The following is a 26,199-nucleotide window of genomic DNA, read 5'->3' as shown; positions in this document are numbered from 1 at the left end:
CGAAGCGTAGGTGAGGCAGACTTCCGACCATGCGCCTGCTGCTCAGTGAGACCGGCTCCCCCGCCCCCGGCACGGATCTCGACGAGGCCGCGCTGCGCGAGCTGTATGCCGTGCCGGCCGACAGGTCGTGGCTGCGCGTCAACTTCGTGGCGTCGCTCGACGGCGCCGTCACCGGCGCCGACGGTCGCTCGGGAAGCATCAACACCCCCGCCGACTTCACCGTCTTCTCGGTGCTGCGGCAGCTCGCCGACGTCGTGCTGGTGGGCGCCGGAACCGTTCGCGCAGAGGGGTATCCAGCCCTGCGGGACGAGGACGAGGACGCACCGGTCCTGGCGGTGGTGAGCAACCGGGGCGAGCTGCCCCCGACGGTCGCGTCGATGACGTCGCCGCCGGGGTCGGCCCTGCTCATCACCTGCGCGACGGCCGATGCCGACAACCTCTCAGCCGCACGCGTGGCGCTCGGCAACGACAACGTCGTCGTCGTCGGCAACGAACGCGTTGACCTGGTGGCCGCGCGAGAGGCGTTGCAGCGCAAGGGCTTGCGCAGCATCCTGTCCGAGGGAGGACCGACGTTGTTCGCGTCCATGCTCGCCGCGGGCATCGTCGACGAGGTCGACCTCACCTGGGCGCCCACTCTCGTCGGCGGCAGCCACGGCCGGATCACTGCGGGCCCCGATCTCGATGTGCCACTGACGCCGATGCTCCTGGTCGAGGAGGACGGAACGGTGCTCGGCCGCTGGCGTGTCTCCCGCTGAACGGGTCCGCTGGTGTCCGGGAGCGCTGGTGACCGAGTTCGAGTGCGCTCGGGCGGCCAAGGTGTGCGCGGGCTGACGAATCTGGTTCTGCTGTCGGCAGATTCGTGTGGCCGTGGTGTGGACAACTCTTCCGATCGCCTTCGAACACCTGTACGATTGGGGTATGTTGACCAACCCACTCACCGCCGCCCAGTCCGGGGACGGATCGTCGTGGGACGGCTCATCCGGGGACGGCCGGGCCTGGGGTGTGCGGAGCCGGGCGCTGTGGGACCGGACCGCGGCCGTCGCGGGGCGGTTGAACCGCGCCCAGGCCGAGCTGGTCGACATCATCGACGAGGTGATGACCGGTCGGCACTGGGGCGAGGGCGGGTTCAAGTCCCCCGAGCACTACCTCGTGGTTCGGGCCGGGCTGTCCCACGCCCACGCCGCTGACGTGGTGCAGGTCGCCCGACGCCGGGCCGAGCTCACTGACGCCGCTGCCGCCCTCGACGCCGGGGAGCTGTCCCTGGACCAGGTCGCCGTCCTGGCCCGGCACGTCCCAGCCTCCCACCAGACGTCAGTGACCGGGTTCGCCCGCAACGCCACCGTCACCCAGCTGCGGCGGGCGGTCGCCCGGCACGCCTTCGCCGCAACCGCTGACGATGCCGGGGCTGACGTGACGAGCGAGGACGCGGCGCTGGACCCGTGGGCGCGGGTCCAGCGCGACCTCGACGCCGCCAGGGTGGCCGCGGCCGAGCAACGGGCCTGCGCCAAGCCGAACCTGTCGATGTCCTATGACACCGACGGCCGGTTCCAGCTGCGCTACTCCGCCCCCGCCACCATCGGCGCCCTGGTCGAGCAGGCCGTCAAGGAGGCCAAGGACGCCCTGTTCACCCGCCGCACCACCCCCACCGACGGCAACCCCAACGCACCGGGCAACGCCGACTCCTGCGACTCCGCCGACAACTCCGAAACGACCCCCACTGGCCTCCCCGACCGCCACGCGGGGTTGCCGACCTACGCCGACGCCTTGGAAGAGATGGCCAACCGGTCCCTGTCCTCGATCACATCGACGACACGGGCAGCGCACTACCGGGTGTACCTGCACCTGGACACCACCGGCGCCTGGATCACCGGCGGCCACGCCATCCCACGACGACTGCTCACCCGGTTCATCAGCGACGGAATCGCCCAACCCGTCTGGGAGACCGACGCCAAACCGGTCTCCGTCGGCCGGGCGATGCGGATCCTGCCCGAACGCTCCCGCCGCCTCATCATCGACCGCGACCGCGGGTGCCGGTTCCCCGGCTGCCCCACCACCGGATTCGTCGAGATCCACCACCTGAACGCCTGGGCCGACGGTGGTGGCACGGACGCGGACAACCAGATATCCCTGTGCACCGCCCACCACGATGGCATCGACCGCGGCGACTACCAGATCAGCGGCGACCCCACCCGACCCGATGGGCTGACCGTGGTCAACCGCCACGGCCTTCCCATCCGACCACCCCGCCCGGCCGAGACAGCACCACCAGCGGCCGGCGACCCCCACGTCCCAGCCGGCACCTACCACCCACCATCCGGCGGACCCGTGAGCTGGGCCGACACCGCACTCCCCTCCGACCACGAGCTCCGCCACGGCATCACTGGACCACTCCGCCCGGAGCAGCAAGGACCAGGCGACGCACTGAGCCTCGTCCCACCAGAACCACCCGAGCCATACTCCTGGCTCGACGACCCCGCCAACCCCGACCGCGGCCTCATCCGCGTCCTCTGACGCGGATCCGTGACCCGACCCTCGATCCGGCCGCAGCCGCCCATCGCCGGCAGGGTGAGGTGGTCACTGAGGCGGTTGGGTCGGGTCTTGGCCGTACTCACCCAGCGCGTATCGAAGGCGTTGCCCGATGCCCTCCAACACGTCTGCAACGCCCTCGCTCGTCAGTGGCACGTCATCAGCGACCAGACCAGCGGCAAGGCACCTCTCGCCGAGGCTTCGTACCGCTTGAGCATCGTGTGCGCCACCGCGGATCTCACCCTCGACCCGCCCCAGCACGGCCAAGAGGATGGGTACGTCACCGGCCTTGACCGGATTCACCGTGGAGTCGCTCACCGCTAGCTGCTGACGAAGTCGGCGACCGAGCGCTCCCAGCGCTGCGGGTCGACGTTCCACTCCTTGGTGTGGCGCGCGGTGTCCCAGTGCTCCATCGTCACGAGGTCGGGGCGGGCAGCAGCGAGCTGCTGCGACGGACCGACAGGGACGAACTCGTCGTCGACGGAGTGGATGATCAGCGTGCGGTGCTTGAGCTCCGCGGCCCGGCTGACCCAGTCGGTCTGCGCCACGTCGACAGGGTCGTGGACGCCCGCGAGACGTCGGGTGAGCCTGCGTCCCATCAGGAGCCGGCTCAGTCCGCCGATCGGGTCGGGGATGCCGTGCATCCGCGCGTGGTGCACGAGAACGTCGGTCCAGTCGATGACTGGGGCGTCCAGGACCACGTGCGAGACGTAGTCGGCGAGCCATGACCGGCTCAACGTCTGCAGGACGATCGCCCCACCCATCGACCAGCCCGCGAGGATGAGCTCGCGGGCTCCCTCCTGCACCGCGAAGAGCGCCGCATCCTCGATGTCACGCCACTCCGACAGCCCGAGGTTGTAGCGCCCGTCGGCACCGTGACGGGCACCGAGGTCGTTGCGGTAGGACGGGATGATGATGTTGATCCCGCTGTCGTGAAGTGGTCTCGCGGCGCGCAGCCCCTCGTCGCGCCGGGCGCCACGGCCGTGCACGAGCACGGCCCACCGGGTGGACGGCTTCTCGGCCCGGATCACCCACGCAGGCATGGTGCCGAGCTCGGTGAGGACGTCGACGTACTCGGTGCGCAGGCCCAGGGCCCGGTCGGGCGGACCCGCGTAGAAGTACTGGTCCCATCTCCCGTAGCCCGGCGCCAGGTGGCCCGAGTCGAGGCCGAGGACCTCACGACGGACCCGACCCCTGTCCTCGTCGACGTCGAGGACGTCGCCGAGCCGCACGTGACCCGAGGAGCCGTCGAGCCACAACCCGTACCGACCCGGCACGACACTCTCCGGCGTGACGCCGAGCGTCACCACCCGGTCGTCGACGGCCAGGATGTGGGTGTCGTCGGGCCGCTGCCGGTCCGGTGTGAGGGCCCGGCGGGCGACGTAGGCGGCCACGCCGACCGAGGAGACCGCCGCCGTCGCAGCCAGCGAGCCCGCGGTGACACCAGCCACCGTGGCAGCCGTGCGCAACGGCCGACGTTCCAGGCTCATCGACCCGCCTCGCTCAGGACGTCGGCCAGGTCGAAGCTCACGGGTTCCTCCAGCTGCTCGTAGGTGCAGGACCGCGGGTCGCGGTCCTCGCGCCACCGCACGAACTGTGCGGTGTGGCGGAAACGGATGCCCTCCATGTGGTCGTACTTCACCTCGACCACGCGCTCGGGCCGCAGCGGAGTGAAGGACAGGTCCTTGCCGGCGTTCCACCGGCTCGTGGCCCCGCTGGTCGGGGTCCGCGTCCCGGCCTCCTGCTCCGCCCAGGCCCACGGGTGGTCCTCGAACGTCGTCACCAGGGGCTGGAGCTCCTCGAACAGCTCCTTGCGTCGCGCCATCGGGAACGCACCGATGACCCCGACGCTCATCAACGAGCCGTCGTCGTCGTAGAGCCCCAGCATCAGCGACCCGATGAGGTCGTCGCCCGTCTTGTGGGTGCGGTACCCGGCAACCACGCAGTCAGCGGTGCGGACGTGCTTGATCTTGAGCATCGTCCGCTTGTCCGGCTCGTACGTGCCCGACAGTGGCTTGGCGATCACCCCGTCGAGCCCGGCGCCCTCGAACTGCTCGAACCACTCGTGCGCCACCTCGGGGTCGCGCGTGGCGCGGGTCAGGTGGATAGGAGCAGCCACCGAGCCAAACGCTTCCTCGAGCAACGACCGACGTTCCGAGAAAGGCCGGCCCGTCAGGTCCTCCCCGGCCAGCGACAGCAGGTCGAACGCCACGAACTGCGCCGGCGTCTCCGCGGCGAGCTTCTTCACCCGGCTCGCCGCCGGGTGGATGCGCTGCTGCAGCGCCTCGAAGTCGAGCCGGTCCCCTGACGACCCCACGACGACGATCTCGCCGTCGACGACAGCCTGGTCCGGGAAGTTCTCCAGGACCGCCGACACCACCTCGGGGAAGTAGCGCGTCATCGGCTTCTCGTTCCGGCTACCGATCTCGACCGAGTCGCCGGACCGGAAGATGATCGAACGGAACCCGTCCCACTTCGGCTCGAACAGGTAGTCCCCCGTCGGGATCCCCTTCACAGGCTTGGCCAGCATCGGTGCCACGGGCGGCGGCACCGGCCCCCACTGCTCCCGCAGCTCGGCGTCACGGTCGGCCTTGGGTGTCATGTAGTCCGCGTCGGCCTTGTCGGTCCGCCGCTTGCTCGGCTGCACCCGTGGCGGCTCGCCCGGCATCTTCGGGTAGTCCGGCGGGAAGTTGAGCTCACCGAGGCCGCGTTCGTTGATGTCCTTGTCCCACAACGCGATCGCACCGCGGACATCACCGACCGCCTCATCCATCCCGGCCCAGGCGTCACCGGACGACGCGAGGATGCCGGGCACCGTACGCACCGTGAACTCCCCCGGGTCCACCCCGACCAGCTGGTCCCAGCCCAGCGGCATACTGACCGGCGCGCCGGGGAGGGGGCGCGGGCTGTACGCGGACGCGATGGTGCGGTCGCGGCACGCCTGGTTGAAGTCGACGAACACCCGCTCGCCCCGCTCCTCCTTCCACCAGGCGGCGGTCACGAGGTCGGGCAGGCGGCGCTCGAGCTCGCGCGCGATGCCGATGACCCCGTGGCGCACGTCGAGGAACTCGTGGGTCGGCGCGACCCGGACGAACACGTGGACCCCACGATTGCCCGAGGTCTTGACCCACCCGGTCAGCCCGATCTCGGTGAGCAGCTCGCGCAACGCGACCGCGGCCTCGACGGCATCGGCGAAGGTGCGTCCGGGCTGCGGGTCGAGGTCGATGCGCAGCTCGTCCGGCTTGTCGACGTCAGCGGTGCGTACCGGCCACGGGTGGAAGGTCACGGTGTTCATCTGCATGGCCCACACGACCGCAGCGGGCTCGTCCACGACGACCTGGAGGTGCTTGCGCCCCGAGGGGTAGGTGCACATCACCGGGGTGATGAAGTCGGGCATGCCCTTGGGCGGGTTCTTGGTCCAGAACTCCTCGCCCGCGATCCCCTCCGGGAAGCGCTGGAGCGTCACCGGGCGGTGGCCGAGGGCGTTCATGAAGCCCGACCGGACGTCCACGGCGTACTGCGCCAGGTCGAGCTTGGTGAGCCCGTCATCGGGCCAGATCAGCCGGTCCGGGCTGGAGATCCGCACCTCTCGCGCGTCCCCCCAAGGCCCCCCGGGCACCTCCACCGTCGTCGCCGCTGCCGCCATGGCCCGACCCTATCCGGCGGGTGCGTCAGGGACCCGCAAGAATCGGGGGTGCCTGCCAGGGACCAATTTCGAGGTCGGCAGCGTTGAGCACGACGTGAGACTGAACCGAAGGAGTCGTGACGTGAGCATGGACCAGACCGACCGCACGTATGCCGTGACCAAGACCGAGGACGAGTGGCGCTCCGAGCTCAGCCCGGCGGAGTACCAGGTGCTGCGCCAGGCGGGGACCGAGCGCCCGTACGTCGGGGAGTACACCGACACCAAGACCGAGGGCGTGTATGCCTGTCGCGCCTGTGGCGCTGAGCTGTTCACCTCGGGCACGAAGTTCGACAGCCACTGCGGCTGGCCGTCCTTCTACTCCCCCCTCGCAGGTGACAGCGTCGAGTACATCGAGGACGTCTCGATGGGCATGAAGCGCGTCGAGGTCCGCTGCGCGAACTGCGGCAGCCACCTCGGTCACGTCTTCGAGGGCGAGGGGTACGGCACGCCGACCGACCAGCGCTACTGCATCAACTCGATCTCGATGACGCTGCGCCCCGCCGACCAGGGCTGACACCCGCTCGTCAGCTGCCCGGGCCGCCGAACCTCGGGTCGGTCTCCCACCATGGACGGTCGGAGACCGGCTCGAGGTCGAGGCGTGCGTCGACCGCCGCCGCCTCGACGCGATCGGCGCGGACCCAGGCCGCCACGGTCGCCGCGAGCAGCGGCAGGCCGACGACCTCGGCCAGGCCGAACATCGCCCCGCCACCGACGTGCTGCTCCCACAGCGGGTCCGCCGCAGCGAGGTATGCGGCGACCGGCGCGCCGAGGAGGGCGGGCGCGGCCATGACCACGACGCCCGGCACGGCATCGAGCAGTCCGTCGCCGAAACCGATCAGGACGCGGACCCCCGGCGTGCACCACACCGGGGTCAGCTCGTCGGCGAGCAGGGGCAGGACGAACATCAGCCCCGTGCCGACGAGGAGCGCGTAGGTCGCCTCCCGCAGCCACGCGTGCTGCAACGACGCGGCGAGCCACGGCGTCACGAACATCGCCAGGTGCAGCCCGGTCGCCACGACGGAGCCGATGAGCGGGAACATCGCGACCCGGACGACCCGTCCACCGAGTGCGCGGCGCAGCGAGGCGGCCGGTCCGGCGCCCAGGGCTCGCAGGCACAGTCCGACGGGGTCACCCAGCGCCAGCCCCATCGGCGTGATCGCGGCCAGGACAGCCGACTGGGCTGCGGCCGCCACGAACGAGGTGTCACGGTGGACGGCCAGGCCACCGTCCGTGGCCAGGACGAGCGTGCCGACGCCCAGGACGGCGAACGTGACCACGCGCAGGACGGGCACGCGCTCGTGGCGACGCCGGAGCCTCAGGAGGGCGGCGGCATACCCGGCGGTCAGCAGCACGGCAAGCACGGTTCCGACCGGCGACAGCATCCACGCGGTGAACACGTCGCTGAAGCCGAAGGTTGGCACCCCCCGAGCCTGCTCCCGTCACCTGAGACGCGGCTGAGGAAATGCATCGTCGCCCGTGGGAGGCAGGACGAGTGCGAGCCCCCGGCCTGGTGGCCGGGGGCTCGCGGTGTCCGCAGGTGCTGGCCGCCTAGCCGACAGCGGGAGCCGGAGCGGCTGGGTGGCCCACTCCGATACGGACCTCCTCCTCGGCGGGCACGGTGCGACGGTGCCACAGTCCGAGGAAGCTGAGCATGAACATCAGGCCCGAACCGATGAAGGCCGCGATCGCCCCCCAGAGGGCGATGGTGCCCATGGTGCCGAAGGCGTACGCGTTGAGCAGCAGGCCGCGCAGGGTGTTGCCCATGAACAGCGTCTGGCGCAGCTGGCCGAGCTCGGCGACGGTGGCCGGGTCGGCCGTCTTGTCGGCCGAGGCGGCGATGAACTGGCCACTGACCTCCTCGTAGGTCTTGCCACCGCTCGCCTTGTTCATGTGGACGAGGATGTAGTGGTCGGCGTATGCCTTCGCCTGGGCACCCGTGGTCAGCTCCTGACCCGCGTACTGCGACAGGTACGGCTTGATGAGCGGGTCCTCGATCGCCTTCCCCGAAGGCATTGTGATCTTCTGGTCGGCGAGCTGGCTGTGCACGTTCGCCGAGACGAAGTTGTTTGCCCACATGAGCAGCCCGCCGGCGGCGAGCAGGACGGTGGCGAGGATGAGGCCGCCGATGGTGAGGAGCGTGTCAAAGGTTCTGCGTCGCATGGATTCGTCTCCCGCTGAACGGGGTTCGCGGCCCCGGTGGTCGCCCGTGTGGGCACCTTCAGCATCGGGGGGCCGAGGCCCCCCTGACCGGGACCATCGTCCTCACCTGCGTGTGGCGCGCGCCACATCCCTACGGCCGCAGGGACTTTCGTCCCGACGTGCCGTCCGCGTCAGCGAAGGGACCGCAGCAGCTCGGCGACCTCGACGCGCCGCCCCGTGTGGAACGGCAGCTCCTCGCGGACGTGCATCCGGGCCCGGGAGGCGCGCAGCTCGCGCATCAGGTCGACGATGCGGTGCAGCTCGTCGGCCTCGAACGCCAGCACCCACTCGTAGTCGTTGAGGGCGAACGACGCGATGGTGTTGGCGCGCACGTCGGGGTAGTCGCGCGCCATCTGCCCGTGCTCGCGGAGCATGTCGCGGCGCTCCTTGTCGTCGAGCAGGTACCACTCGTAGGACCGCACGAACGGGTAGACGCAGATGAAGTCCTTGGGCGTCTCGTCGGCGAGGAACGCCGGGATGTGGCTCTTGTTGAACTCCGCCGGGCGGTGCAGGGCTGCCGCCGACCAGGTCGGCTCGAGCAGGTGGCCGAGGTCGGTGCGCAGGAACGCGCGGTACGCCGCCTGGACGTCCTCGATCTTCTCGGCGTGCCACCAAACCATGAAGTCGCAGTCGGCCCGCATGCCGCCGAGGTCGTAGACACCCCGCGTCAGGACGCCCTTCTCCTCGAGCTCCCCGAAGAGGGTCTCGACCTCCTTGGCCATCTGCTCCCGGTCGTCACCGAGCGGTGCGGTGACGCTGAACACCGACCACATGGCATACCTGATGGAGTCGTTGATCTCGCGGATCCGGGACGGGGTGGGCTTGCCAGTCATGGGTTCATTCTCCCGCGTCGCCGCTGCGGGCGCGCAGGTGGGTGGTCACGGCCAGCGCGGCGGCCCGACCGCTCGCGATGCAGGCCGGGATCCCGACCCCCTCGTATGCCGCGCCGGCCAGTTCCAGCCCAGGGACGCCGGCCACCGCGGTCCGGATCCTGGCGACCCGGTCGACGTGCCCCACCGTGTACTGCGGCAGCGCGCCGCCCCACCGCTGGACGTGCGCGTCGGCGATCCGCGGGAGCTGGTGGCCGAGCGCCTCGCTGACCTCGGCCACCGCGATACCGACCAGCTCCGCGTCGGGGCGCTGCAGGTCGAAGGTCTCGCCGTACCGACCGACCGACGCGCGCAGGAAGAGAAGGTCCTCGGCAGCCTCGGCCGTCCAGCGCCACTTCGTCGACGAGAACGTGCTCGCCTTGATCGTGCGACCGTCCACGGCCGGCACGAGGAAGCCCGACCCCGGCAGGGGGCCCCCGGAGGAGTCGACAGCGAGGGTCACGATGGCCATGGACGCGTACTCGATCTCCCGCAGCGCCGCGGCTGCGGCGGCCGCGTGCGGTTCGACGATCCGGGCCGCGGGCGCCGACGGCACCGCGACGACGACAGCATCGGCGCCCAGCGTCCGCGGAGCCGGACGGGCACCGGTGACGACCGTCCAACCCGCGCCGTCACGGCGCAGCTCGCGGGCGATGGTGCTGCTGAGGATCGTCACCCCGCGCGAGCGGAGCGTCTCCGACAGCGACTCCGCCAGGCGTCCCACTCCCCCGTGCAGACCAGCGAAGACGGGGGCCGTGGAGCCGGCCGGGGACAACGCCGAGGTCTGCGCCGCCGTGGCCGCGGCATCCGTGAGCGAGGCACCTGCGGTCACGGCGGCATACACCTGCGGGAGGCAGGCGCGCAGGGACAGGCGCCTGGCGCGACCTGCGTAGACGCCGGCGAGCAACGGCTCCACCAGCCGGTCGACGACGGCGTCCCCGAGTCGCGCGGCGACGTAGTCACCGACCGAGATGTCGTCGAATTCGCCTGAGGGCCAAGGCGTCTCGGCCTCAGCACGCTCTATCTCCTCTGCCGAGAGCACTCCGGCAGCCGAGGACGGCGGTGACGGGATGCCCATCAGGGTGCCGCGCGGCATCGGGTGCAGCTGACCGCGCGACCAGATGCTCGCCGTCGTCGCCTCCGGGTGCACGACCTGGTCGTCGAGGCCGAGCTCGGACATCAGCGTGAGTGCCTCCGGGCGCCGGGCGAGGACCGACTCTGCACCCACGTCCAGGGCCACCCCCGCCACCGGCTCGCGGCGGAGCTTGCCGCCGGGGCGGTCGGCTGCGTCGACGACGGTGATGTCTGCCCCGGGGACGGACTCCAGCAGCTGCCAGGCAGCGGTGAGCCCGGTGATGCCTCCACCGATGACGACGACCCGCGACCCGACCATGGCCCCACCCTTTCAACATCGTGACTGTTTCGACACCGCAGGGTCGGAACGCCCGCCCGACCTGCCCGGTCCGAGTGGCATCACCCGCTCGCTCGACGATGACCTTGGGGGTCGCCATGTTCCGTGATCGTCCGCACCGCCTTCTCGTCGGCCTCACGGCCGGTCTCCTCGCCGCCCTGACGCTGGCCGCCTGCAGCGGCAGCTCCGGTAGCTCCTCGTCCGCCAACTCGTCCGGGAGCAGGGCCGACTCAGGCGCCCGCGCCGACACCTCGGCCGGGGCACCGGCCCCCAAGCAGGGCGCCAAGGAGAGCGCCGCCGTCGCCCCCGCCGCCGTGGACCCCGCGGTCCTCACCGCCCCTGGCTCGACCCTGGCCCGCCGGGCCACCGTCGCCCTCAAGGTCACGAACCTCTCGCGGGCGGTGGCCGCGGTCCGGGCCCTGTCCGCAGCCTCCGACGGCATCGTCCTGGCCGAGAACATCGGCACCGGCGGCGGCTACGTCCCGCTGGAGGACCGTTCCAAGGTGAGCGCGACGACGTACGCGGAGATCACCCTCTCCGTCCCCGCGACGCAGCTCGACACGGTCATGGCCGAGCTGGGCCAGCTCGGGACGGTCATCCGCTCGGAGAGCTCCAGCGACGAGGTCGGCAAGCAGATCGTCGACACCCAGTCGCGGCTGGAGACCATGCGGGCCAGCGTCGAACGCGTGCGCGCCCTCATGACGAAGGCCACCGACCTCACCCAGATCGTCAACCTCGAGGCCGAGGTCAGCCGTCGACAGGCCGACCTCGAGGCCCTGGAGGCGCAGCTGGCGGCCTTGAAGGACAGCGTCGCCCGCGCACCCGTCCAGATCAGCCTCACCACCGAGTCCGGGGTCATCGCGACTCCCGCACCGGCGAAGGCCACCGGGTTCATGGCCGGCCTCAGTGGTGGGTGGGACGCCTTCTCGTCCTCGGTCCGCGTCGTCCTGACGATCGTCGGCGCCGTGGTGCCGTTCGCCGCGGCCGGCGCCATCGTGGGAGTGCCCCTGTGGGTGGTGTGGCGTCGTCGCCGCCCCGTGCCGACGGCGCCCACCGCGTCCACGGTCCTCCCGCAGTAGCCGGGACCGGTTGGACCCGGGTCAGCGGGCGCCGACCTCGTGGACCAGCTCGACGACCCGGGTGATGACATCGGGGTCGGTGGAGGGCAGCACACCGTGACCGAGGTTGAAGATGTGGCCGGGAGCGGCCTTTCCCTCCTCGACGATGGAGCGGACCTTGGCCTCGAGCGCCGGCCACGGCGCGAACAGCAGGGCGGGGTCGAGGTTGCCCTGCACGGCATACCCGTCGCCGAGCCGGGCCAGCGCATCCGTGAGGGAGACGCGGTAGTCGACCCCGACGACGTCGGCGCCCGCCGCGCCCATGGCCGGGAGCAGCTCCCCGGTGCCCACCCCGAAGTGGATCGTCGGTGTGCCGTGACGAGCCACAGCGGCCAGGGCCACGCGGGAGTGCGGCTGGACGTACGTCTCGTAGTCGGCGCGGGGCAGGTTGCCCACCCACGAGTCGAAGAGCTGGACGACCGAGGCACCGGCAGCCGCCTGCACGTCGAGGAACGCGCCCGAGATCTGCGCGAGCCGCGCGCACAGGGCGTGCCACAGCTCGGGGTCGCCGTACATCAGGGCCTTGGTGTGCTCGTGGTTCTTGCTGGGGCCGCCCTCGACGAGGTAGCTCGCGAGGGTGAACGGCGCCCCGGCGAACCCGATGAGCGGGGTGGCGCCGAGCTCGGCGACGAGCAGGCGCACCGACTCGGTGATGTCGGGGACCAGGTCGGGCGTGAGCTCGGGCAACCGGTCGAGGTCGGCACGCGAGCGGAACGGCTCGGCGACGACCGGGCCGACGCCGGCGACGATGTCCAGGTCGACCCCCACGGCCGCGAGCGGGACGACGATGTCGGAGAAGAAGATCGCCGCGTCCACCCCGTGGCGACGGACGGGCTGCAGCGTGATCTCGGTGACCAGGTCGGGGCGGCGGCAGGACTCGAGCATGCCGACGCCCTCGCGGACCTTGCGGTACTCGGGCAGCGAGCGCCCGGCCTGGCGCATGAACCACACCGGGGTGTGGGTCACGGGCTGGCGGCGGGCAGCCTTGACCAGCGCTGAGTCGAGGGGGGTGTCGAGGGGGGAGGTCACGCGGCCAATCCTAGGTTGCGCGCGAAGCCCTGCTCACACGGCGATGATCGCCGCACCCGCGAGCGCCAGCAGGGCTCCAGCCTGCTGAACCGGGCGCAACCGTTCCTTGAGGACGAGGCGCGCCCACACGATGGTCACCACGGGGAACAGCGAGCCCAGGACGCTGGCGACACTCACCTCGCCCCGGGACGACGCGATGGCGAAGAGCCCGTTGGCCGTCAGGTCGCCGCAGCCGATGAGGAACAGGGGCGGCACCTCGCGCGCCACGACGCCTCCGAGCGACCGCGTGACCAGGGCCACCACGCAGAACACGACGACCGACGTGGCACGCATCCCCCACAGCGTCATCAGGGTCGAGCTGCGCGCCCCACGGTCGAGGCAGAACAACGCCAGCCCGAACCCCACCGCCGCGATCCCGGCGAGGACCACCGGCCGCGTCGACACGTCGCCGCTGAGCTCGGGCCCCGACGCCAGGGTCGCCCCGAGGACCGCGACGCCCATGCCGACCCAGGTGAGTGCGGGCGGTTGGTCGCCGGTGGCCACGCCGAGCAGCACGGGCACGGCGACCCCGAGGGCCGCGATCGGGGCGACGACGCCCATCGTCCCGGTGGACAGGGCGGTGTAGAAGCACAGCAGGCCGGTGAGGCCCGACAGTCCGGCCCCGATCGACCACAGCGGCCACCCGGACCCGGTGACCTCCCCGAGCTGGGTGAGCACGACGACGCTGAGCGCGAGGAAGGCGAGCGCCTGGGTCCAGCCGACCACGGCCACCGCCGGGCGCCGACGCGAGAACAGCCCGGCGAAGAAGTCGGACGTGCCCCAGGCCGCGCTGGAGGCGAGGGCGAGGAGGGAGAGCACCCACGAACGCTATCCGGGCAGCGCGACACGACGCGGGCGCAGCCTCCCCCCCAAGGGCGACCCGGCGACATACGCTCTGATGGTGGGCAGCAGAACGGTCCCCGGCGACCAGTCACCCGAGTTCACGCAGGCGCTCAGCGACCTGCGAGGTGCGCGGTTGCGCCCCGAGATCCGCCTCACCGAGGTGCCTGCTCCGCAGCGCATCGCTCCGTATGCCGTGGCTCTCACCGCCGAGGTCGTGGGCGCCGCCGACGACGAGGACGAGCTCGCCTCGGGTCGCTTCGTGCTTCTGCACGACCCCTCCGCACCGGACCCCTGGGACGGTGCCTGGCGGGCGGTGACGTTCGCCCGTGCCGAGCTCGAGCCGGAGCTGGCCAACGACCCGATGCTGGGTGCCGTGGGGTGGTCGTGGCTGACCGATGCCCTGGAGTCCCGTCACCTCGGTTACACGGCCGAGGCCGGCACCGTGACCCGGGTCGTCTCCGAGAGCTTCGCCGGCCTGTCCGACCGCCCGGCCAGCGTCGAGATGGAGGTCCGCGCGTCGTGGACCCCGGTGGCAGGCAACGTCGGCGCCCACCTCATTGCCTGGTCCGACCTGCTGTGCACGATCGCCGGGCTCCCCCCGCTGCCCGAGGGAGTCATCGCGCTGCCCGGGCCACGGCGCTGACCGCGCCGGGTAGGTTGGGCCGGTGACCGACACCGACGCCGAGATCCCCACGACGGGAGCGGCGCCCTCCACCGCTGACGCGGACACCCCGGCAGAGGTCGTTGAGCTCATCCCGCTCGACATGCCTGCGGACGGCGTCCCACCGGTCGTGGAGACGGAGCGGGGACTGATGGAGGCCGCCAGGGCGATCGCCGCTGGCGAGGGCCCTGTCGCCCTCGATGCCGAGCGCGCCAGCGGCTACCGCTACGGCCAGCGGGCCTACCTCGTGCAGCTGCGCCGTGAGGGTTCCGGCACCTGGCTCATCGACCCGATCGCCTGCCCCGACCTGTCCCCCCTCGACGAGGCCATCGGCAACGCCGAGTGGATCCTGCACGCCGCCACCCAGGACCTCGCCTGCCTCGCCGAGGTCGGCCTGCGGCCGCGGCAGCTGTTCGACACCGAGCTCGCCGGTCGCCTGCTGGGGCTCCCCCGGGTGGGGTTGGCCGCCGTCGTGGAGCACTACCTCGGGCTGTCGCTGGCCAAGGAGCACTCTGCCGTCGACTGGTCGACCCGTCCGCTGCCCGAGCCGTGGCTGCGCTACGCCGCCCTCGACGTCGAGGTCCTCGTCGACGTCCGCAACCTCATGGGTGTGGACCTCGCCAAGCAGGGGAAGGCGGGGTGGGCCCGTGAGGAGTTCGAGGCCCTGCTCGACTTCACCGGCCCGGCGCCGCGGGTCGACCCCTGGCGACGCACGTCGGGCATGCACAAGGTCCGCCAGCGCCGCATCGCGGCGGTCGTGCGCGAGCTGTGGGAGACCCGCGACGCGATCGCCCAGGACCGGGACGTCTCCCCCGGCAGGGTGCTGCCCGACGCCGTCCTCGTCGAGGTCGCCATGGCCGCCCCGACGACACCTGCCGGGCTTCCCTCGGGTCATCGGTCGGTGCGCCGATACCAGCGGCAGTGGCTCGACGCCGTCAGCCGCGCCAACGCGATCCCCGAGGCGGACCTGCCGCCGATGACCCTGCGGTCCGACGGACCTCCGCCGCAGCGGGCGTGGCCCGAACGCGACCCGGTCGCCGCCGCCCGGCTGGCGCAGACCCGCGAGGCCCTGACCGCGTTCGCCGCCGAGCACTCGATCCCGGTGGAGAACGTGCTGTCCCCGGAGCCCCTTCGCCGCGTCATCTGGAGCCCGCCGCAGGACCGCAGCGCCGACGGGTTCGCCGACGCCCTGCAGGCCCTCGGTGCCCGGCGCTGGCAGACCGATGTCGTCGCGCCGATGGTCGCCGCCGCCTTCGAAGCCCACCCGGACGAGCCCGCGAACGAGCAGGCGGACGAGTAGGCAGGCGCCGGGACGCCCTCACGGCATACCTGCGGTGCCGGGGTGACGGCTCTCACGCGTGGGGCCGGGTGACCGTCTTGTTACCGGGAAGTAGCATCGGTCGAAGGTGCCCGGACGACCGTCCCGCGCCGACCCACCCGTCACCCGACACAGGAGGCCACCCGTGCCCCGCACCCTTCGTGAGGTCGTCTTCGTCGACGGCGTCCGGACGCCGTTCGGCAAGGCCGGGGAGAAGGGCATCTACGCCCAGACCCGCGCCGACGACCTCGTCATCCGCTGCATCCGTGAGCTCATGCGCCGCCACCCCGAGCTGCCGCCGGAGCGCGTCGAGGAGGTGGCCATCGCCGCGACCACACAGATCGGCGACCAGGGTCTGACCCTGGGGCGGATGGCCGCCCTGCTGTCCGGCCTCCCCAAGACCACCCCCGGCTACTCCATCGACCGCATGTGCGCCGGCGCGATGACCGCGGTCACCACCACCGCGTCGTCGATCGCGTTCGGTTCCATGGACATCGCCATCGCCGGCGGCGTCGAGCACATGGGCCACCACCCGATGGGCGAGGGCGTCGACCCCAACCCGCGCATCGTCGCCGAGAAGCTCGTCGACCCTAGCGCGCTCGTCATGGGCTCCACCGCGGAGAACCTCCACGACCGCTTCCCCACGCTGACCAAGGAGCGCTCCGACGCCTACGCCGTCGCCTCCCAGGACAAGCTCGCCAAGGCGTACGCCAACGGTCAGGTCCAGCCCGACCTCGTGCCCATGGCGACCCGCCACCAGGAGCTCGGCTACGGCCTGGCCACCCAGGACGAGCCGCCGCGCCCCGGCACGTCGATGGAAAGCCTCGCCGAGCTGAAGACGCCGTTCCGCCCGCACGGCAACGTCACCGCCGGCAACTCCGCCGGGCTCAACGACGGCGCCACCGCCTGCATCCTCGCCTCCGAGGAGGCGGCCCAGGAGCTCGGCCTGCCGATCCGTATGCGGCTCGTGGACTTCGCGTTCGTCGGTGTCGAGCCCGAGGTCATGGGGATCGGGCCGGTGCCGGCCGCCGAGAAGGCGCTCGGCAAGGCTGGCCTGAGCATCGAGGACATCGGCCTGTTCGAGCTCAACGAGGCGTTCGCCGTGCAGGTGCTCGCGTTCCTCGAGCACTTCGACATCGCCGACGACGACCCCCGCGTCAACCAGTACGGCGGCGCCATCGCCACCGGCCACCCGCTCGCCTCCTCGGGCGTGCGCCTGATGACCCAGCTCGCCCGCCAGTTCGAGGAGCACCCGGAGGTCCGCTACGGCATGACCGCCATGTGCATCGGTATCGGCATGGGCGGCGCCGTGATCTGGGAGAACCCCCACCACGCTGACTACGGCAAGGAGGTCGCCGCATGAGCGACCAGCAGACGTTCGACGAGGTCGTGACCCACACCCCGGTCCGCGACATCACCCTCCCCGGCGACGCCGGGGTCCTCGCGCTCATCACGCTGGACAACGGGTTCGACCACACCAAGCCCAACACCTTCGGGCCGCAGACCATCGCCGGGCTGCTCGACGTGGTCCAGGGGCTTCGCGCCCGGGCCGATGCGGGTGAGATCCAGGCGGTCGGCATCACCGGCAAGCCGTTCATCTTCGCCGTCGGCGCCGACCTCAAGGCGGTCGCCCAGGCGACCAGCCGCGAGCAGGCGCTCGAGGTGGCCCGCGCCGGCCACGCGGCGTTCGGCGCGATCATGGACCTGCCCGTGCCGACGTTCGCGTTCGTCAACGGCGCCGCCATGGGCGGCGGTGTCGAGATCGCGCTCTCGGCCGACTACCGCACCATCTCCGCGGGGGTCCCGGCGATCGCCCTTCCCGAGACGTTCCTCGGCCTCGTCCCCGGCTGGGGTGGCTGCTACCTGCTGCCCAACCTCGTCGGACCGGCCAACGCGCTCAAGGTCATCATCGAGAACCCCATGAACACCAACAGGATGCTCAAGGGTCCCCAGGCCTTCGAGCTCGGCATGGCCGACGTCATGTTCGCCCCGGCCGACTTCCTCGAGGAGTCGCTGCTGTGGGCCGCCAAGGTCATCACGGGCGAGACCACGGTCGAGCGGACCACCAAGGACGGCAACGGGATCTCCCGCGACGAGTCCGAGTGGGCGGGCGCCATCAAGGCGGCCAAGGGCCTGGTCGACCTGAAGACCGGCGGGAAGTCCCCCGCCCCGTACCGTGCCCTGCAGCTCGTGGCGGCCGCTCGCACCGCGACCCGCGACGAGGCGTTCGCCGCCGAGGACGAGGCGCTCGCCGACCTCGTCATGGGTGACGAGCTGCGCGCCGGGCTCTACTCGTTCGACCTCGTCCAGCGTCGGGCCAAGCGCCCCGCCGGTGCACCCGACAAGGCCTTGGCCCGCAAGGTCACCAAGGTCGGCATCGTCGGCGCCGGGCTGATGGCCAGCCAGCTCGCGCTGCTGTTCGCCCAGCGCCTCGAGGTGCCGATCGTCATGACGGACCTCGACGAGGAGCGGGTCACCAAGGGCGTGGGCTACGTGCACGCCGAGGTCGACAAGCTCCTCGGCAAGCGCCGGGTCAGCCCCGACAAGGCCAACCGCATCAAGGGCCTGGTCACCGGCTCGACCAGTAAGGACGGGTTCGCCGACGCGGACTTCGTCATCGAGGCCGTCTTCGAGGAGATGTCGGTCAAGAAGCAGGTATGGGCCGAGGTGGAGGCCGTCGTGTCGGCCGAGTGCGTCCTCGCGACCAACACCAGCTCGCTGTCCATCACCGAGATGGCCGCGGAGCTGGCGCACCCGGCGCGGGTCGTGGGCTTCCACTTCTTCAACCCGGTCGCCGTGATGCCCCTGCTCGAGATCATCAAGGGCGAGCAGACCGACGACGCAACTCTCGCAACGGCTTTCGCCACTGGCAAGACGCTGAAGAAGACCACGATCCTGGTCAAGGACTCGCCGTCCTTCATCGTCAACCGGCTCCTCGGCCGGTTCATGGGTGAGGTCGCCAAGGTCGTCGACGAGGGCACCCCGATCGAGGTCGCCGACCGTGCGTTCGCCGGCCTCGCGCCGATGCCGCCGTTCATCCTCCTCGGTCTCGTCGGACCGGCGATCGCGTTGCACAACAACGAGACCCTGGCCAAGGCGTTCCCTGATCGGTTCTACGTCTCGGAGAACCTGCGCAAGGTCGTCGCGGCGAAGAAGTCGGCCATCTACACCTGGCCCGAGGGCAAGCCGGTCGTCGACCCCGAGGTCGAGGCGCTGTTCGACAAGCCTGCGGACCCGGTGGTCCTGACCACCGAGCAGGTGCGCGAGCGAGTTCTCGGCGTCCTGGCCGACGAGGCCCGGCGGATGCTCGACGAGGGCGTGGCCCAGGCCCCGATGGACCTCGACCTGGCGATGATCACCGGTGCCGGGTTCCAGTTCTGGAACGGCGGCCTCACCCCGCTGCTCGACCGTGAGGGCGTCTCGGAGAAGGTCACCGGCAAGCGGTTCCTCCCCGCAGGCGTGGCCAGCGTGCCCGCCTAGCCTGCACGCGCCATACCGGCCCGGGGTGGTGTGCGCCCTGGCGCCTCCCCGACGACGACGCCCCGACAGCACCCTGTCGGGGCGTCGTCGTGTCTTCGGCGCGAGATGGCCTCCCGCACCACACAGGAATCGCCTGAACTGTGGCTCGCCGCCACATGCTCGGTCCGAGTCGGCGGACCTAGTCTCGCGGCATGCCGATGACCCCTGCGCTCTTGGACCTGACCGGACGCACAGCCCTGGTGACCGGAGCGGCGAGCGGGATCGGCGCGTCCTGCGTCGAGCGCCTCGTCGCCGCGGGCGCGCGGGTGCATGCCGTGGACCGGGACAAGGAGGGCCTGCAGCGGTTCGCCTCCATGGCCGGCGTCCAGACGTTGCCGACCGACCTGTCCGACCTGGACGCCGTGGACGAGCTCCCCGGTGATGTCGACATCCTCGTCAACAACGCCGGCATCCAGCACGTCAGCCCGATCCACGAGTTCCCGGTGGAGACCTGGGACCTCATCATCCGGCTCATGCTCACCTCCCCGTTCCGGCTCACGCGGCGGGTTCTCCCCCACATGTACGCCCAGGGCTTCGGGCGCATCGTCAACGTCTCGAGCGTCCATGGCCTGCGGGCCAGCGCCTACAAGGCGGCGTACGTCTCCGCCAAGCACGGGCTGGAGGGGCTGTCGAAGGTGACCGCGCTCGAGGGTGGCGAGCACGGCGTGACGAGCAACTGCGTCAACCCTGCCTATGTGCGAACTCCGTTGGTGGAGAAGCAGATCGCCGACCAGGCTGCGTCGCACGGGATCAGCGAGGACGAGGTCGTCGCCAAGGTCATGCTCGAGCCGGTCGCGGTCAAGCGGATGGTGGAGGCCGACGAGGTCGCCGAGCTCGTGGCGTTCCTGTGTGGTCCGTCAGCCGCCTCGGTGTCCGGCTCGTCGTTCGCGATGGACGGCGGCTGGACCGCCCACTGATGGCGACGGCCGCCTAGGATCCGACTCGATGGACGCCCACGACGACTCCGCGATGGCTCTCCTGCGCCTGCTGGCGGAGGGCGCTCCGGCGTCGGAGCTCGGCGCGGTGGAGGACCCCGGCGGCGAGGCGCGAGAGCTTGCTCTGCGGGTGCGTGCGGCCTTCGACTCACGCCGACGTCGCGAGGCCGAGCTGACCGCGCTGGTCGAGACCGCCCGGGACCTGGCCTCGCTGCGTGACCCCAGCGGCATCCTCGAGGCGATCGTCCGTCGGGCCCGGGCCCTGATCGGCACCGACGTCTCCTACCTCACGCTCTACGACCCCGAGGCCGGCGACACCTTCATGCGGGCCACCGACGGTTCGGTGAGCGTGGAGTTCCAGACCGTGCGCCTGTCCCTCGGGGACGGGCTCGGTGGACTGGTGGCCTCGACCCACAAGCCCTACTGGAGCGCGGACTACCTCCACGACAGCCGCTTCCAGCACACCGGGACCATCGACAGCGCGGTCGGCGACGAGGGGCTCGTGTCCATCTGCGGCACCCCGCTGACGGTCGAGGACGAGTTCGTCGGGGTGCTCTTCGCGGCGAACCGCTCCCCCCGGCCGTTCTCCCCGGACCAGGTCGCCCTCCTCGGCTCGTTGGCCGCCCTGGCCGCGGTCTCCATCGTCCAGACCCGCACCGCCGACGAGGTGCGCCGCCACACCGCCGGAGTCGAGCGCGCTGCCGCTGCGCACGACCGCTTCGCCGAGCTCGTCCTGGCCGGCGGCGGGTTCGACGACGTCACCAAGGCCCTCGGCGACCTCCTCGGCGGTTGGGTGGTCCTGCTCGACTCCGAGGGCGAGTGCCTGAGCACCCACGGCGACGCGCCGACCGACGACCCGAGAGCTGGGGCGCTGGCCGACTCCCCCGTCGTACGCATGACGCAGGCCTCCGGACGCCTGGCCCACGACGAGACCGGCGACCGGTGGGCGATCGGCGTCAAGGCGCCGCAGACCCCGCTCGGTGTCCTCGTCCTGGGTGGCGTCGGCAACCTCGACGACGCCGACCGCCGCACGGTCGAACGCGCCTCCGTCGTCACCGCCTTGGTCCTGCTCTTCGAGCGCACGGCCGCCGAGGCCGAGCAGCGGGTCCGCACCGACCTCGTCGCCGACCTCGTCAGTGGCCGCGGCGACCCCCAGACCCTTGCCGGCCGCGCCCGTGGCGAAGGGGTGGACCCGACGGTCCCGCACGCCGTTCTGGTCGCGGACGCCGACGACCAGGTCCCCCGGCGCACCCTGCTGCTGGCCGCCCACGCTGCCGCCGGGCCCGGCTCGGTCGTGGGTGAGCACGACGGACGGGTCGTCGCACTCATCCCCTCCGGCGACCCCCACCAGGCTGCCGGGGAGCTGGCCAGACGCCTCGGCCGGCTCGGCCGGGTCAGCGTGGGGGCTGCCGGACCGGTGGGCCTCGCCGAGGACGTCCCAGCCGTGTGGGCCGAGGCCGTGCGGACCGTCTCGGCCCTGGGCTCCCTCGGCCTGGCCGGCACCGGCGCCAGCTCGGCACACCTCGGCTTCGCCGGCCTCGTCGTGGGCTCGGCGCCCGACGTCGACGGCTACGTGAGCGCACACCTCGGACCGCTGCTCGACTACGACGCCAAGCGCGGCTCAGAGCTGGTGAAGACCCTGCAGGCCTACTTCGACGCCGGCGGCAGCCCACGCCACGCGGCGACGCAGCTGCACGTGCACGTCAACACCGTCAGCCAGCGGCTCGAGCGCATCTCCGCACTCCTGGGCCCGCACTGGCAGCAGCCCGACCCCGCCCTGGAGCTGCAGCTCGCGCTGCGCCTGCGCCGGCTCAGTGCAGGCGGGTCGCCAGCGACGTCGCCACCGCGTCGACTGTGAGCCCCAGCTCGTCCAGGAGCTGACCACGCGAGGCATGGTGGAGGAACGACTTCGGTATGCCGTAGAGGTGCACCGGCACGTCGAGGCCGGCGTCGCGCAAGGCAACCGTGACGGCGACCCCGACCCCACTGGTCACGAGGTTGTCCTCGACGACGGCCACGGCACCCGCGGTGCGCGCGAGCTCGACGAGGTCGTCGCTGACGGGCAGCACCCACCGCGGGTCGACGGCGGTGACCCGCAGGCCCTGCGCCTCGAGCTTCTCGGCGACCTCGACGGAGAGGGAGGCGAAGGCACCGACACCCACGACGAGCAGGTCGCAGGCATCCGCCGAGGTCTCGTGCAGCACGTCCAGCGAACCCGCCGTCCGCACGGCCGGCACCGGGTCACCCACGTCGCCCTTGGGGAAGCGGATCACGGTCGGGGCGTCAGTGACCTGCACGGCCTCGCGCAGCTGCATACGGACCTGCTGCCCGTCGCGCGGCGCGGCCAGGCGCAGGCCGGGGACGATCGAGGCGATCGACATGTCCCACATGCCGTTGTGGGACGCGCCGTCACTGCCGGTGACGCCGGCGCGGTCGAGGACGAACGTGACGCCCGCGTGGTGCAGGGCGGCGTCCATGAGGAGCTGGTCGAACGCGCGGTTGAGGAACGTCGCGTAGACGGCGACCACGGGGTGCAGACCGGCGAACGCGAGACCGCTGGCCATGGTGGTCGCGTGCTGCTCGGCGATGCCGACGTCGAACACCCGGTCGGGGTGGGCCGCGGCGAAGCCGTCGAGCCCGACGGGGATGAGCATGGCCGCGGTGAGGGCCACGACGTCCTTGCGCTCGGCCCCGAGGGCGACCATCTCGTCGTTGAACTCGTCGGTCCAGATGCGACCGCTCACCTCGAACGGCAGCCCGGTCTCGGGGTTGAACTTCCCGACGCCGTGGAACTGGTCGGCGTCGTCGTTCACCGCCGGGTCGTAGCCCTTGCCCTTCTGGGTGATGACGTGGACGAGGACGGGCCCACCGAACGCACGGGCGCGGCGCAGGGCCGCCTCGACCGCGGGCTCGTCGTGGCCGTCGATCGGGCCGAGGTACTTCAGGCCGAGGTCCTCGAACATCCCCTGGGGGGCGACGATGTCCTTGATCCCCTTCTTCATTCCGTGCAACGTCTCGTACATCGCTCCACCCACGACGGGAGTGCGGTGCAGGGTGTTCTTGCCCCAGTCGAGGAACCGCTCGTAACCGCGGGTCGTGCGCAGCGTTGCGAGGTGCGCAGCGAGGCCACCGATGGTCGGCGCGTAGGAGCGCTCGTTGTCGTTGACGATGATCGTCAGCGGCAGGTCCTTGTCGGCAGCGATGTTGTTGATCGCCTCCCAGGCCATGCCACCGGTGAGGGCGCCGTCGCCGATCACCGCGACCGTGTGGCGTCCGCGCTCGCCCTTGAGGCGCCGGGCCTTGGCGATCCCGTCGGCCCAGGACAGGGCGGTGGAGGCGTGGGAGTTCTCGACGACGTCGTGCTCGGACTCGGCCCGGCTGGGGTAGCCCGACAGGCCGCCCTGCTTCTTGAGCTGGCTGAAGTCGTGGCGTCCGGTCAGCAGCTTGTGGACGTAGGACTGGTGGCCGGTGTCGAAGACGATCGTGTCGCGCGGGCTGTCGAAGACCCGGTGCAGCGCGAGGGTGAGCTCGACCACGCCGAGGTTGGGGCCGAGGTGGCCACCGGTCTTGGACACCGACTCGACCAGGAAGGAACGGATCTCCTCGGCGAGCTCGGTGACCCGGGGCGCGGGCAGCGCCTTGAGGTCGGCGGGGCTCTTGATCGTCTCGAGCAGTCCCACGCAGGACCGTCCTTTCACGCAGTCGGTTCACCCGGCTCACCGCAACGGGCAAGCGACTGAGTCTAAGCGCTGGGACTACCCGCCCGTGCCGCGCACCCTGACCTCGAGGCTGTCCGGCACCCCGGTCACCTCGACCTGCCCTTCCCGGTCAACGCTCACGGTGACCGCGGCGTCCCCGATCCGCAGCCCCTCGACCCGCAGCGCGCCGAACGGTGCCGGGACGGCGGGGTCGATCTCCAGCACCCCGGCCGGCAGGTCGGCCCGGAGCCCGAGGGCGACCGTGACCAGGGCCCCCGCGGACGCCGCCGACCAGGCCTGCGGACGGCACGAGGCCGGGTACGGCGAGGGTCGTCCCATCATGGGCAGCCCCGAGTAGAGCTCGGGCCACCGGTAGTCGAACGCCTCGGCCGAGGCCACGAGCGAGCGTGCGACGAGGGCACCCTCGGCCCGGTGTCCTTCCTTCACCAGCCCCAGCGCGACGATGGCGGTGTCGTGCGTCCAGATCGAACCGGTGTGGTAGCCGATGGGGTTGAAGCCGCCGTTGCCGCTGCCCATGGTCCGGATCCCGAACTCGTCGAGCAGCTCGTCGCCGGTCAGCTGGGCGGCGACGGAGGCCGACTCGGCCGGGGTGAGCACGCCGGTGCCGAGGACGTGGCCCATGTTGGAGCCGAGGCCGTCGACGGCGTCGCCGTGCCCGTCCAGCGCGATGGCGAGGTAGCGCCCGGCGTCGGTCTGGACCCAGAACCGCTCGCCGATCCGCTCACGCAGCTCCTGCGCCTGGCGTTCGGCGTCATCGGCGCCGTCCTCTCCCAGGGCCCGCAGGAGGCGCGCGGCCCCGGACAGCGCCTCGACGGCATACGCCTGCGCCTCGACGAGCGCGATGGGGGCGTCGGCGATGCGTCCGTCGCGCCAGCGGATGGAGTCGCCGGAGTCCTTCCAGCCCTGGTTGGCCAGGCCGGTGCCCGACGTGTCGAGGTACTTCAGCAGGCCGTCGTCGTCGGGACGTCCGTCGGTCGTGAGCCAGCCGAGAGCGGCACGGAGGTTGGGCAGCAACGCCCGGACCTGGTCCTCGGCCATGCCCCACTGCCACGCCTCGACGAGCAGCGTCACCCAGAGCGCGGTGGCGTCGACGGTGCCGTAGTAGACCGGCGGCAGTGCCAGCCCGCTCTCCGGATCGAGGTATGCCGTGCGGCGCAGCTCGTGGGGGATCTTGCCCGGCGCCTCCGCGCTCCGGGGGTCGACCTTCTCCCCCTGGCGGCGGGCGAGGACCCGCAGGGTGCCAGCAGCGAGGTCGGTGCCGAACGGCAGCATCATCCGCGCGGCCCAGATCGAGTCACGGCCGAAGAGCGTGAGGTACCAAGGCGTTCCGGCTGCCGCGAACACGTCGTCGGCGTCGTCGGGGTCGCGCAGCAGGAGGTGCTGCAGGTCGTCCATGGCGTGCTCGACGAGGTGGCTCAGCCGCGGGTCGTCGGCGACGACCCGGACCGAGCCCCAGGAGACGGCGGCGTGGCCGGGGTCGGCGTCCAGCACCGATGCCGACCGGCGCGTGGTCCGTGCCCGCATGGTGACCTCGGTGCTCTCGCCGGGCTGCACCGACATCAGGAGCTCCACGACCGCGCGGTGGTCCGAGACGATCACGGCCGCCGGCTGCGGCTCGAACTCGACCCGGGTGGTGTGCCGCTCGAAGTCGAGGACCAGGGCGTCGCCGTCCCGCGAGGGGGCCACCGTCGGGTGGACGACGTGGCCCGCCTTGACCGAGCCGATGGGCGCACCGTCGCCGGCGAGCTCGACGACGACCGTCGCGGTGACCGGCGCGCTGGCCCTGGAGCTGAGCACGAGACGCTCCACCATGGCGCCGTCCTCGAGCGCCCGGGCGCGGTGCACCTCGACGGTCGGGTCGGGCCCGGGGTTGCCGAGGTTGCGGGCGGACAGCACGAACTCCGCACGTGCCCCGCTGGCCCCCTGGGCCACGAAGGCCGGCGCCTCCCCGTCGATGCGGATGGTGGCCGTGCTCAGCACGCGCACGTCGTCGACGTAGAGGCCGTGGGCCGTCGCCGGCTCGATGTCGCCGCGGGTCCCGGACAGGGCCGTGGCGTTCCCGTTCACACAGATGGTGAGCTCGTGGAGCCAGGGCTGGCGCGACGGGGCAGCTGCCTGGGCAGCCTCGGTCGGCTCGTGGTCGGACACCTGTGGGCCTTCTCTCCGTTGACGTCTGGGCAGGTCGGCGGGCTGTCGGCGTGGTCGCGGGTGATGCGACGGACGGCTCGGCCGGTCCCGGCGTGCCGCCCCATCATGCCCTTGACGGCGCCGGGTGCGTAGAGCATGCTCGCTTTCGTTGGAACGTTCAAACGCGTTCTCGTTTGAACG

21 protein-coding genes are annotated in these 26,199 nt (G+C 71.7%); 10 read left to right on the top strand and 11 right to left on the bottom strand.

The annotated features are described in order from the left end of the window. The first annotated feature begins 29 nt into the window (after positions 1 to 29). Both ABEG17_RS16325 and ABEG17_RS16320 read left to right on the top strand, forming a co-directional pair. The gene (locus ABEG17_RS16325; protein ID WP_406830534.1) at positions 30 to 755 is read left to right on the top strand and encodes a dihydrofolate reductase family protein; all 726 of its coding nucleotides are present in this window, start codon (positions 30 to 32) and stop codon (positions 753 to 755) included. A 163-nt stretch (positions 756 to 918) separates the two neighbouring features. Continuing rightward, the gene (locus ABEG17_RS16320; protein WP_406830533.1) at positions 919 to 2,511 is read left to right on the top strand and encodes an HNH endonuclease; all 1,593 of its coding nucleotides are present in this window, start codon (positions 919 to 921) and stop codon (positions 2,509 to 2,511) included. Between the two features lie 63 nt (positions 2,512 to 2,574). On the opposite strand, the gene ABEG17_RS16315 is transcribed toward ABEG17_RS16320, so the two are convergent. From ABEG17_RS16315 to ABEG17_RS16305, 3 genes are read right to left on the bottom strand one after another with little or no spacing between them, the layout of a single operon-like run. Continuing rightward, complete coding sequence (locus ABEG17_RS16315) at positions 2,575 to 2,844, bottom strand: hypothetical protein (protein WP_406830532.1); 270 nt, start codon at positions 2,842 to 2,844, stop codon at positions 2,575 to 2,577. 2 nt (positions 2,845 to 2,846) lie between these two features. Next, on the bottom strand, positions 2,847 to 4,016 hold the full coding sequence (locus tag ABEG17_RS16310) for an alpha/beta hydrolase family protein (protein ID WP_406830531.1): 1,170 nt from the start codon (positions 4,014 to 4,016) through the stop codon (positions 2,847 to 2,849). Further along, the gene (locus ABEG17_RS16305; RefSeq protein ID WP_406830530.1) at positions 4,013 to 6,172 is read right to left on the bottom strand and encodes an ATP-dependent DNA ligase; all 2,160 of its coding nucleotides are present in this window, start codon (positions 6,170 to 6,172) and stop codon (positions 4,013 to 4,015) included. Before ABEG17_RS16305 ends, ABEG17_RS16310 begins: the two co-directional genes overlap by 4 nt. Before the next feature lie 127 nt (positions 6,173 to 6,299). On the opposite strand from ABEG17_RS16305, the gene msrB reads away from it, so the two are divergent. Next, the gene (gene msrB / locus ABEG17_RS16300; RefSeq protein ID WP_406833223.1) at positions 6,300 to 6,725 is read left to right on the top strand and encodes a peptide-methionine (R)-S-oxide reductase MsrB; all 426 of its coding nucleotides are present in this window, start codon (positions 6,300 to 6,302) and stop codon (positions 6,723 to 6,725) included. A gap of 10 nt (positions 6,726 to 6,735) precedes the next feature. On the opposite strand, the gene ABEG17_RS16295 is transcribed toward msrB, so the two are convergent. The 4 genes from ABEG17_RS16295 to hemG all read right to left on the bottom strand — a co-directional run bounded on the left by ABEG17_RS16295 (position 6,736) and on the right by hemG (position 10,672). Beyond that, positions 6,736 to 7,632 carry a cytochrome c oxidase assembly protein gene (locus ABEG17_RS16295; RefSeq protein WP_406830529.1) on the bottom strand — a complete coding sequence of 299 codons (897 nt, stop codon included), beginning with the start codon at positions 7,630 to 7,632 and terminating at the stop codon, positions 6,736 to 6,738. Between the two features lie 127 nt (positions 7,633 to 7,759). Then, positions 7,760 to 8,371, bottom strand: coding sequence for a hypothetical protein (locus ABEG17_RS16290; protein ID WP_406830528.1), 612 nt, complete (start codon positions 8,369 to 8,371; stop codon positions 7,760 to 7,762). Between the two features lie 170 nt (positions 8,372 to 8,541). Next, positions 8,542 to 9,243, bottom strand: coding sequence for a hydrogen peroxide-dependent heme synthase (hemQ, locus tag ABEG17_RS16285; protein WP_406830527.1), 702 nt, complete (start codon positions 9,241 to 9,243; stop codon positions 8,542 to 8,544). A gap of 4 nt (positions 9,244 to 9,247) precedes the next feature. After that, entirely contained in the window at positions 9,248 to 10,672 is a 1,425-nt protein-coding gene (gene hemG, locus ABEG17_RS16280) for a protoporphyrinogen oxidase (protein ID WP_406830526.1), read from the bottom strand. 116 nt (positions 10,673 to 10,788) lie between these two features. Here hemG and ABEG17_RS16275 point away from each other — a divergent pair, with 116 nt between their 5' ends. Further along, positions 10,789 to 11,769: a DUF4349 domain-containing protein gene (locus tag ABEG17_RS16275; RefSeq protein WP_406830525.1), complete on the top strand. Its 981-nt coding sequence runs from the start codon at positions 10,789 to 10,791 to the stop codon at positions 11,767 to 11,769. A gap of 21 nt (positions 11,770 to 11,790) precedes the next feature. On the opposite strand, the gene hemE is transcribed toward ABEG17_RS16275, so the two are convergent. Together hemE and ABEG17_RS16265 are read right to left on the bottom strand one after the other, a co-directional pair. Then, a complete protein-coding gene (gene hemE / locus ABEG17_RS16270) occupies positions 11,791 to 12,837 on the bottom strand; it encodes a uroporphyrinogen decarboxylase (protein WP_406830524.1) in 1,047 nt (348 codons plus the stop codon). A 33-nt stretch (positions 12,838 to 12,870) separates the two neighbouring features. Next, positions 12,871 to 13,695 carry an EamA family transporter gene (locus ABEG17_RS16265; protein ID WP_406830523.1) on the bottom strand — a complete coding sequence of 275 codons (825 nt, stop codon included), beginning with the start codon at positions 13,693 to 13,695 and terminating at the stop codon, positions 12,871 to 12,873. A 79-nt stretch (positions 13,696 to 13,774) separates the two neighbouring features. On the opposite strand from ABEG17_RS16265, the gene ABEG17_RS16260 reads away from it, so the two are divergent. The 6 genes from ABEG17_RS16260 to ABEG17_RS16235 all read left to right on the top strand — a co-directional run bounded on the left by ABEG17_RS16260 (position 13,775) and on the right by ABEG17_RS16235 (position 22,010). After that, entirely contained in the window at positions 13,775 to 14,362 is a 588-nt protein-coding gene (locus tag ABEG17_RS16260; protein WP_406830522.1) for a DUF3000 domain-containing protein, read from the top strand. A gap of 22 nt (positions 14,363 to 14,384) precedes the next feature. Continuing rightward, on the top strand, positions 14,385 to 15,680 hold the full coding sequence (locus ABEG17_RS16255) for an HRDC domain-containing protein (protein ID WP_406830521.1): 1,296 nt from the start codon (positions 14,385 to 14,387) through the stop codon (positions 15,678 to 15,680). A 163-nt stretch (positions 15,681 to 15,843) separates the two neighbouring features. Continuing rightward, positions 15,844 to 17,061, top strand: coding sequence for a thiolase family protein (locus ABEG17_RS16250; RefSeq protein ID WP_406830520.1), 1,218 nt, complete (start codon positions 15,844 to 15,846; stop codon positions 17,059 to 17,061). After that, positions 17,058 to 19,178 carry a 3-hydroxyacyl-CoA dehydrogenase NAD-binding domain-containing protein gene (locus ABEG17_RS16245; protein ID WP_406830519.1) on the top strand — a complete coding sequence of 707 codons (2,121 nt, stop codon included), beginning with the start codon at positions 17,058 to 17,060 and terminating at the stop codon, positions 19,176 to 19,178. Before ABEG17_RS16250 ends, ABEG17_RS16245 begins: the two co-directional genes overlap by 4 nt. Before the next feature lie 191 nt (positions 19,179 to 19,369). Beyond that, a complete protein-coding gene (locus ABEG17_RS16240) occupies positions 19,370 to 20,134 on the top strand; it encodes a 3-hydroxybutyrate dehydrogenase (RefSeq protein ID WP_406830518.1) in 765 nt (254 codons plus the stop codon). 28 nt (positions 20,135 to 20,162) lie between these two features. Further along, positions 20,163 to 22,010, top strand: coding sequence for a helix-turn-helix domain-containing protein (locus tag ABEG17_RS16235; RefSeq protein WP_406830517.1), 1,848 nt, complete (start codon positions 20,163 to 20,165; stop codon positions 22,008 to 22,010). Here the strand turns inward: ABEG17_RS16235 and dxs are convergent. Together dxs and ABEG17_RS16225 are read right to left on the bottom strand one after the other, a co-directional pair. Then, positions 21,964 to 23,832 carry a 1-deoxy-D-xylulose-5-phosphate synthase gene (gene dxs / locus ABEG17_RS16230; protein ID WP_406830516.1) on the bottom strand — a complete coding sequence of 623 codons (1,869 nt, stop codon included), beginning with the start codon at positions 23,830 to 23,832 and terminating at the stop codon, positions 21,964 to 21,966. The genes ABEG17_RS16235 and dxs overlap by 47 nt on opposite strands. A 75-nt stretch (positions 23,833 to 23,907) precedes the next feature. Beyond that, complete coding sequence (locus ABEG17_RS16225; RefSeq protein ID WP_406830515.1) at positions 23,908 to 26,019, bottom strand: glycogen debranching N-terminal domain-containing protein; 2,112 nt, start codon at positions 26,017 to 26,019, stop codon at positions 23,908 to 23,910. Positions 26,020 to 26,199: the final 180 nt, after the last annotated feature.

Origin of the sequence: Pedococcus sp. KACC 23699, assembly GCF_045348425.1 — a bacterium.
Lineage (GTDB): Bacteria > Actinomycetota > Actinomycetes > Actinomycetales > Dermatophilaceae > Pedococcus.
This window is presented reverse-complemented; position numbering and strand designations above follow the sequence as displayed.

Coding starts and splice junctions, on each gene's coding strand:
- ABEG17_RS16320 (WP_406830533.1), top strand. CDS start 919: ATGTTGACCAACCCACTCACCGCCGCCCAGTCCGGGGACGGATCGTCG.
- msrB (WP_406833223.1), top strand. CDS start 6,300: ATGGACCAGACCGACCGCACGTATGCCGTGACCAAGACCGAGGACGAG.
- ABEG17_RS16305 (WP_406830530.1), bottom strand. CDS start 6,172: ATGGCGGCAGCGGCGACGACGGTGGAGGTGCCCGGGGGGCCTTGGGGG.
- ABEG17_RS16235 (WP_406830517.1), top strand. CDS start 20,163: ATGGACGCCCACGACGACTCCGCGATGGCTCTCCTGCGCCTGCTGGCG.
- ABEG17_RS16325 (WP_406830534.1), top strand. CDS start 30: ATGCGCCTGCTGCTCAGTGAGACCGGCTCCCCCGCCCCCGGCACGGAT.
- ABEG17_RS16240 (WP_406830518.1), top strand. CDS start 19,370: ATGCCGATGACCCCTGCGCTCTTGGACCTGACCGGACGCACAGCCCTG.
- ABEG17_RS16290 (WP_406830528.1), bottom strand. CDS start 8,371: ATGCGACGCAGAACCTTTGACACGCTCCTCACCATCGGCGGCCTCATC.
- ABEG17_RS16275 (WP_406830525.1), top strand. CDS start 10,789: ATGTTCCGTGATCGTCCGCACCGCCTTCTCGTCGGCCTCACGGCCGGT.
- ABEG17_RS16310 (WP_406830531.1), bottom strand. CDS start 4,016: ATGAGCCTGGAACGTCGGCCGTTGCGCACGGCTGCCACGGTGGCTGGT.
- hemG (WP_406830526.1), bottom strand. CDS start 10,672: ATGGTCGGGTCGCGGGTCGTCGTCATCGGTGGAGGCATCACCGGGCTC.
- hemQ (WP_406830527.1), bottom strand. CDS start 9,243: ATGACTGGCAAGCCCACCCCGTCCCGGATCCGCGAGATCAACGACTCC.
- ABEG17_RS16260 (WP_406830522.1), top strand. CDS start 13,775: ATGGTGGGCAGCAGAACGGTCCCCGGCGACCAGTCACCCGAGTTCACG.
- ABEG17_RS16245 (WP_406830519.1), top strand. CDS start 17,058: ATGAGCGACCAGCAGACGTTCGACGAGGTCGTGACCCACACCCCGGTC.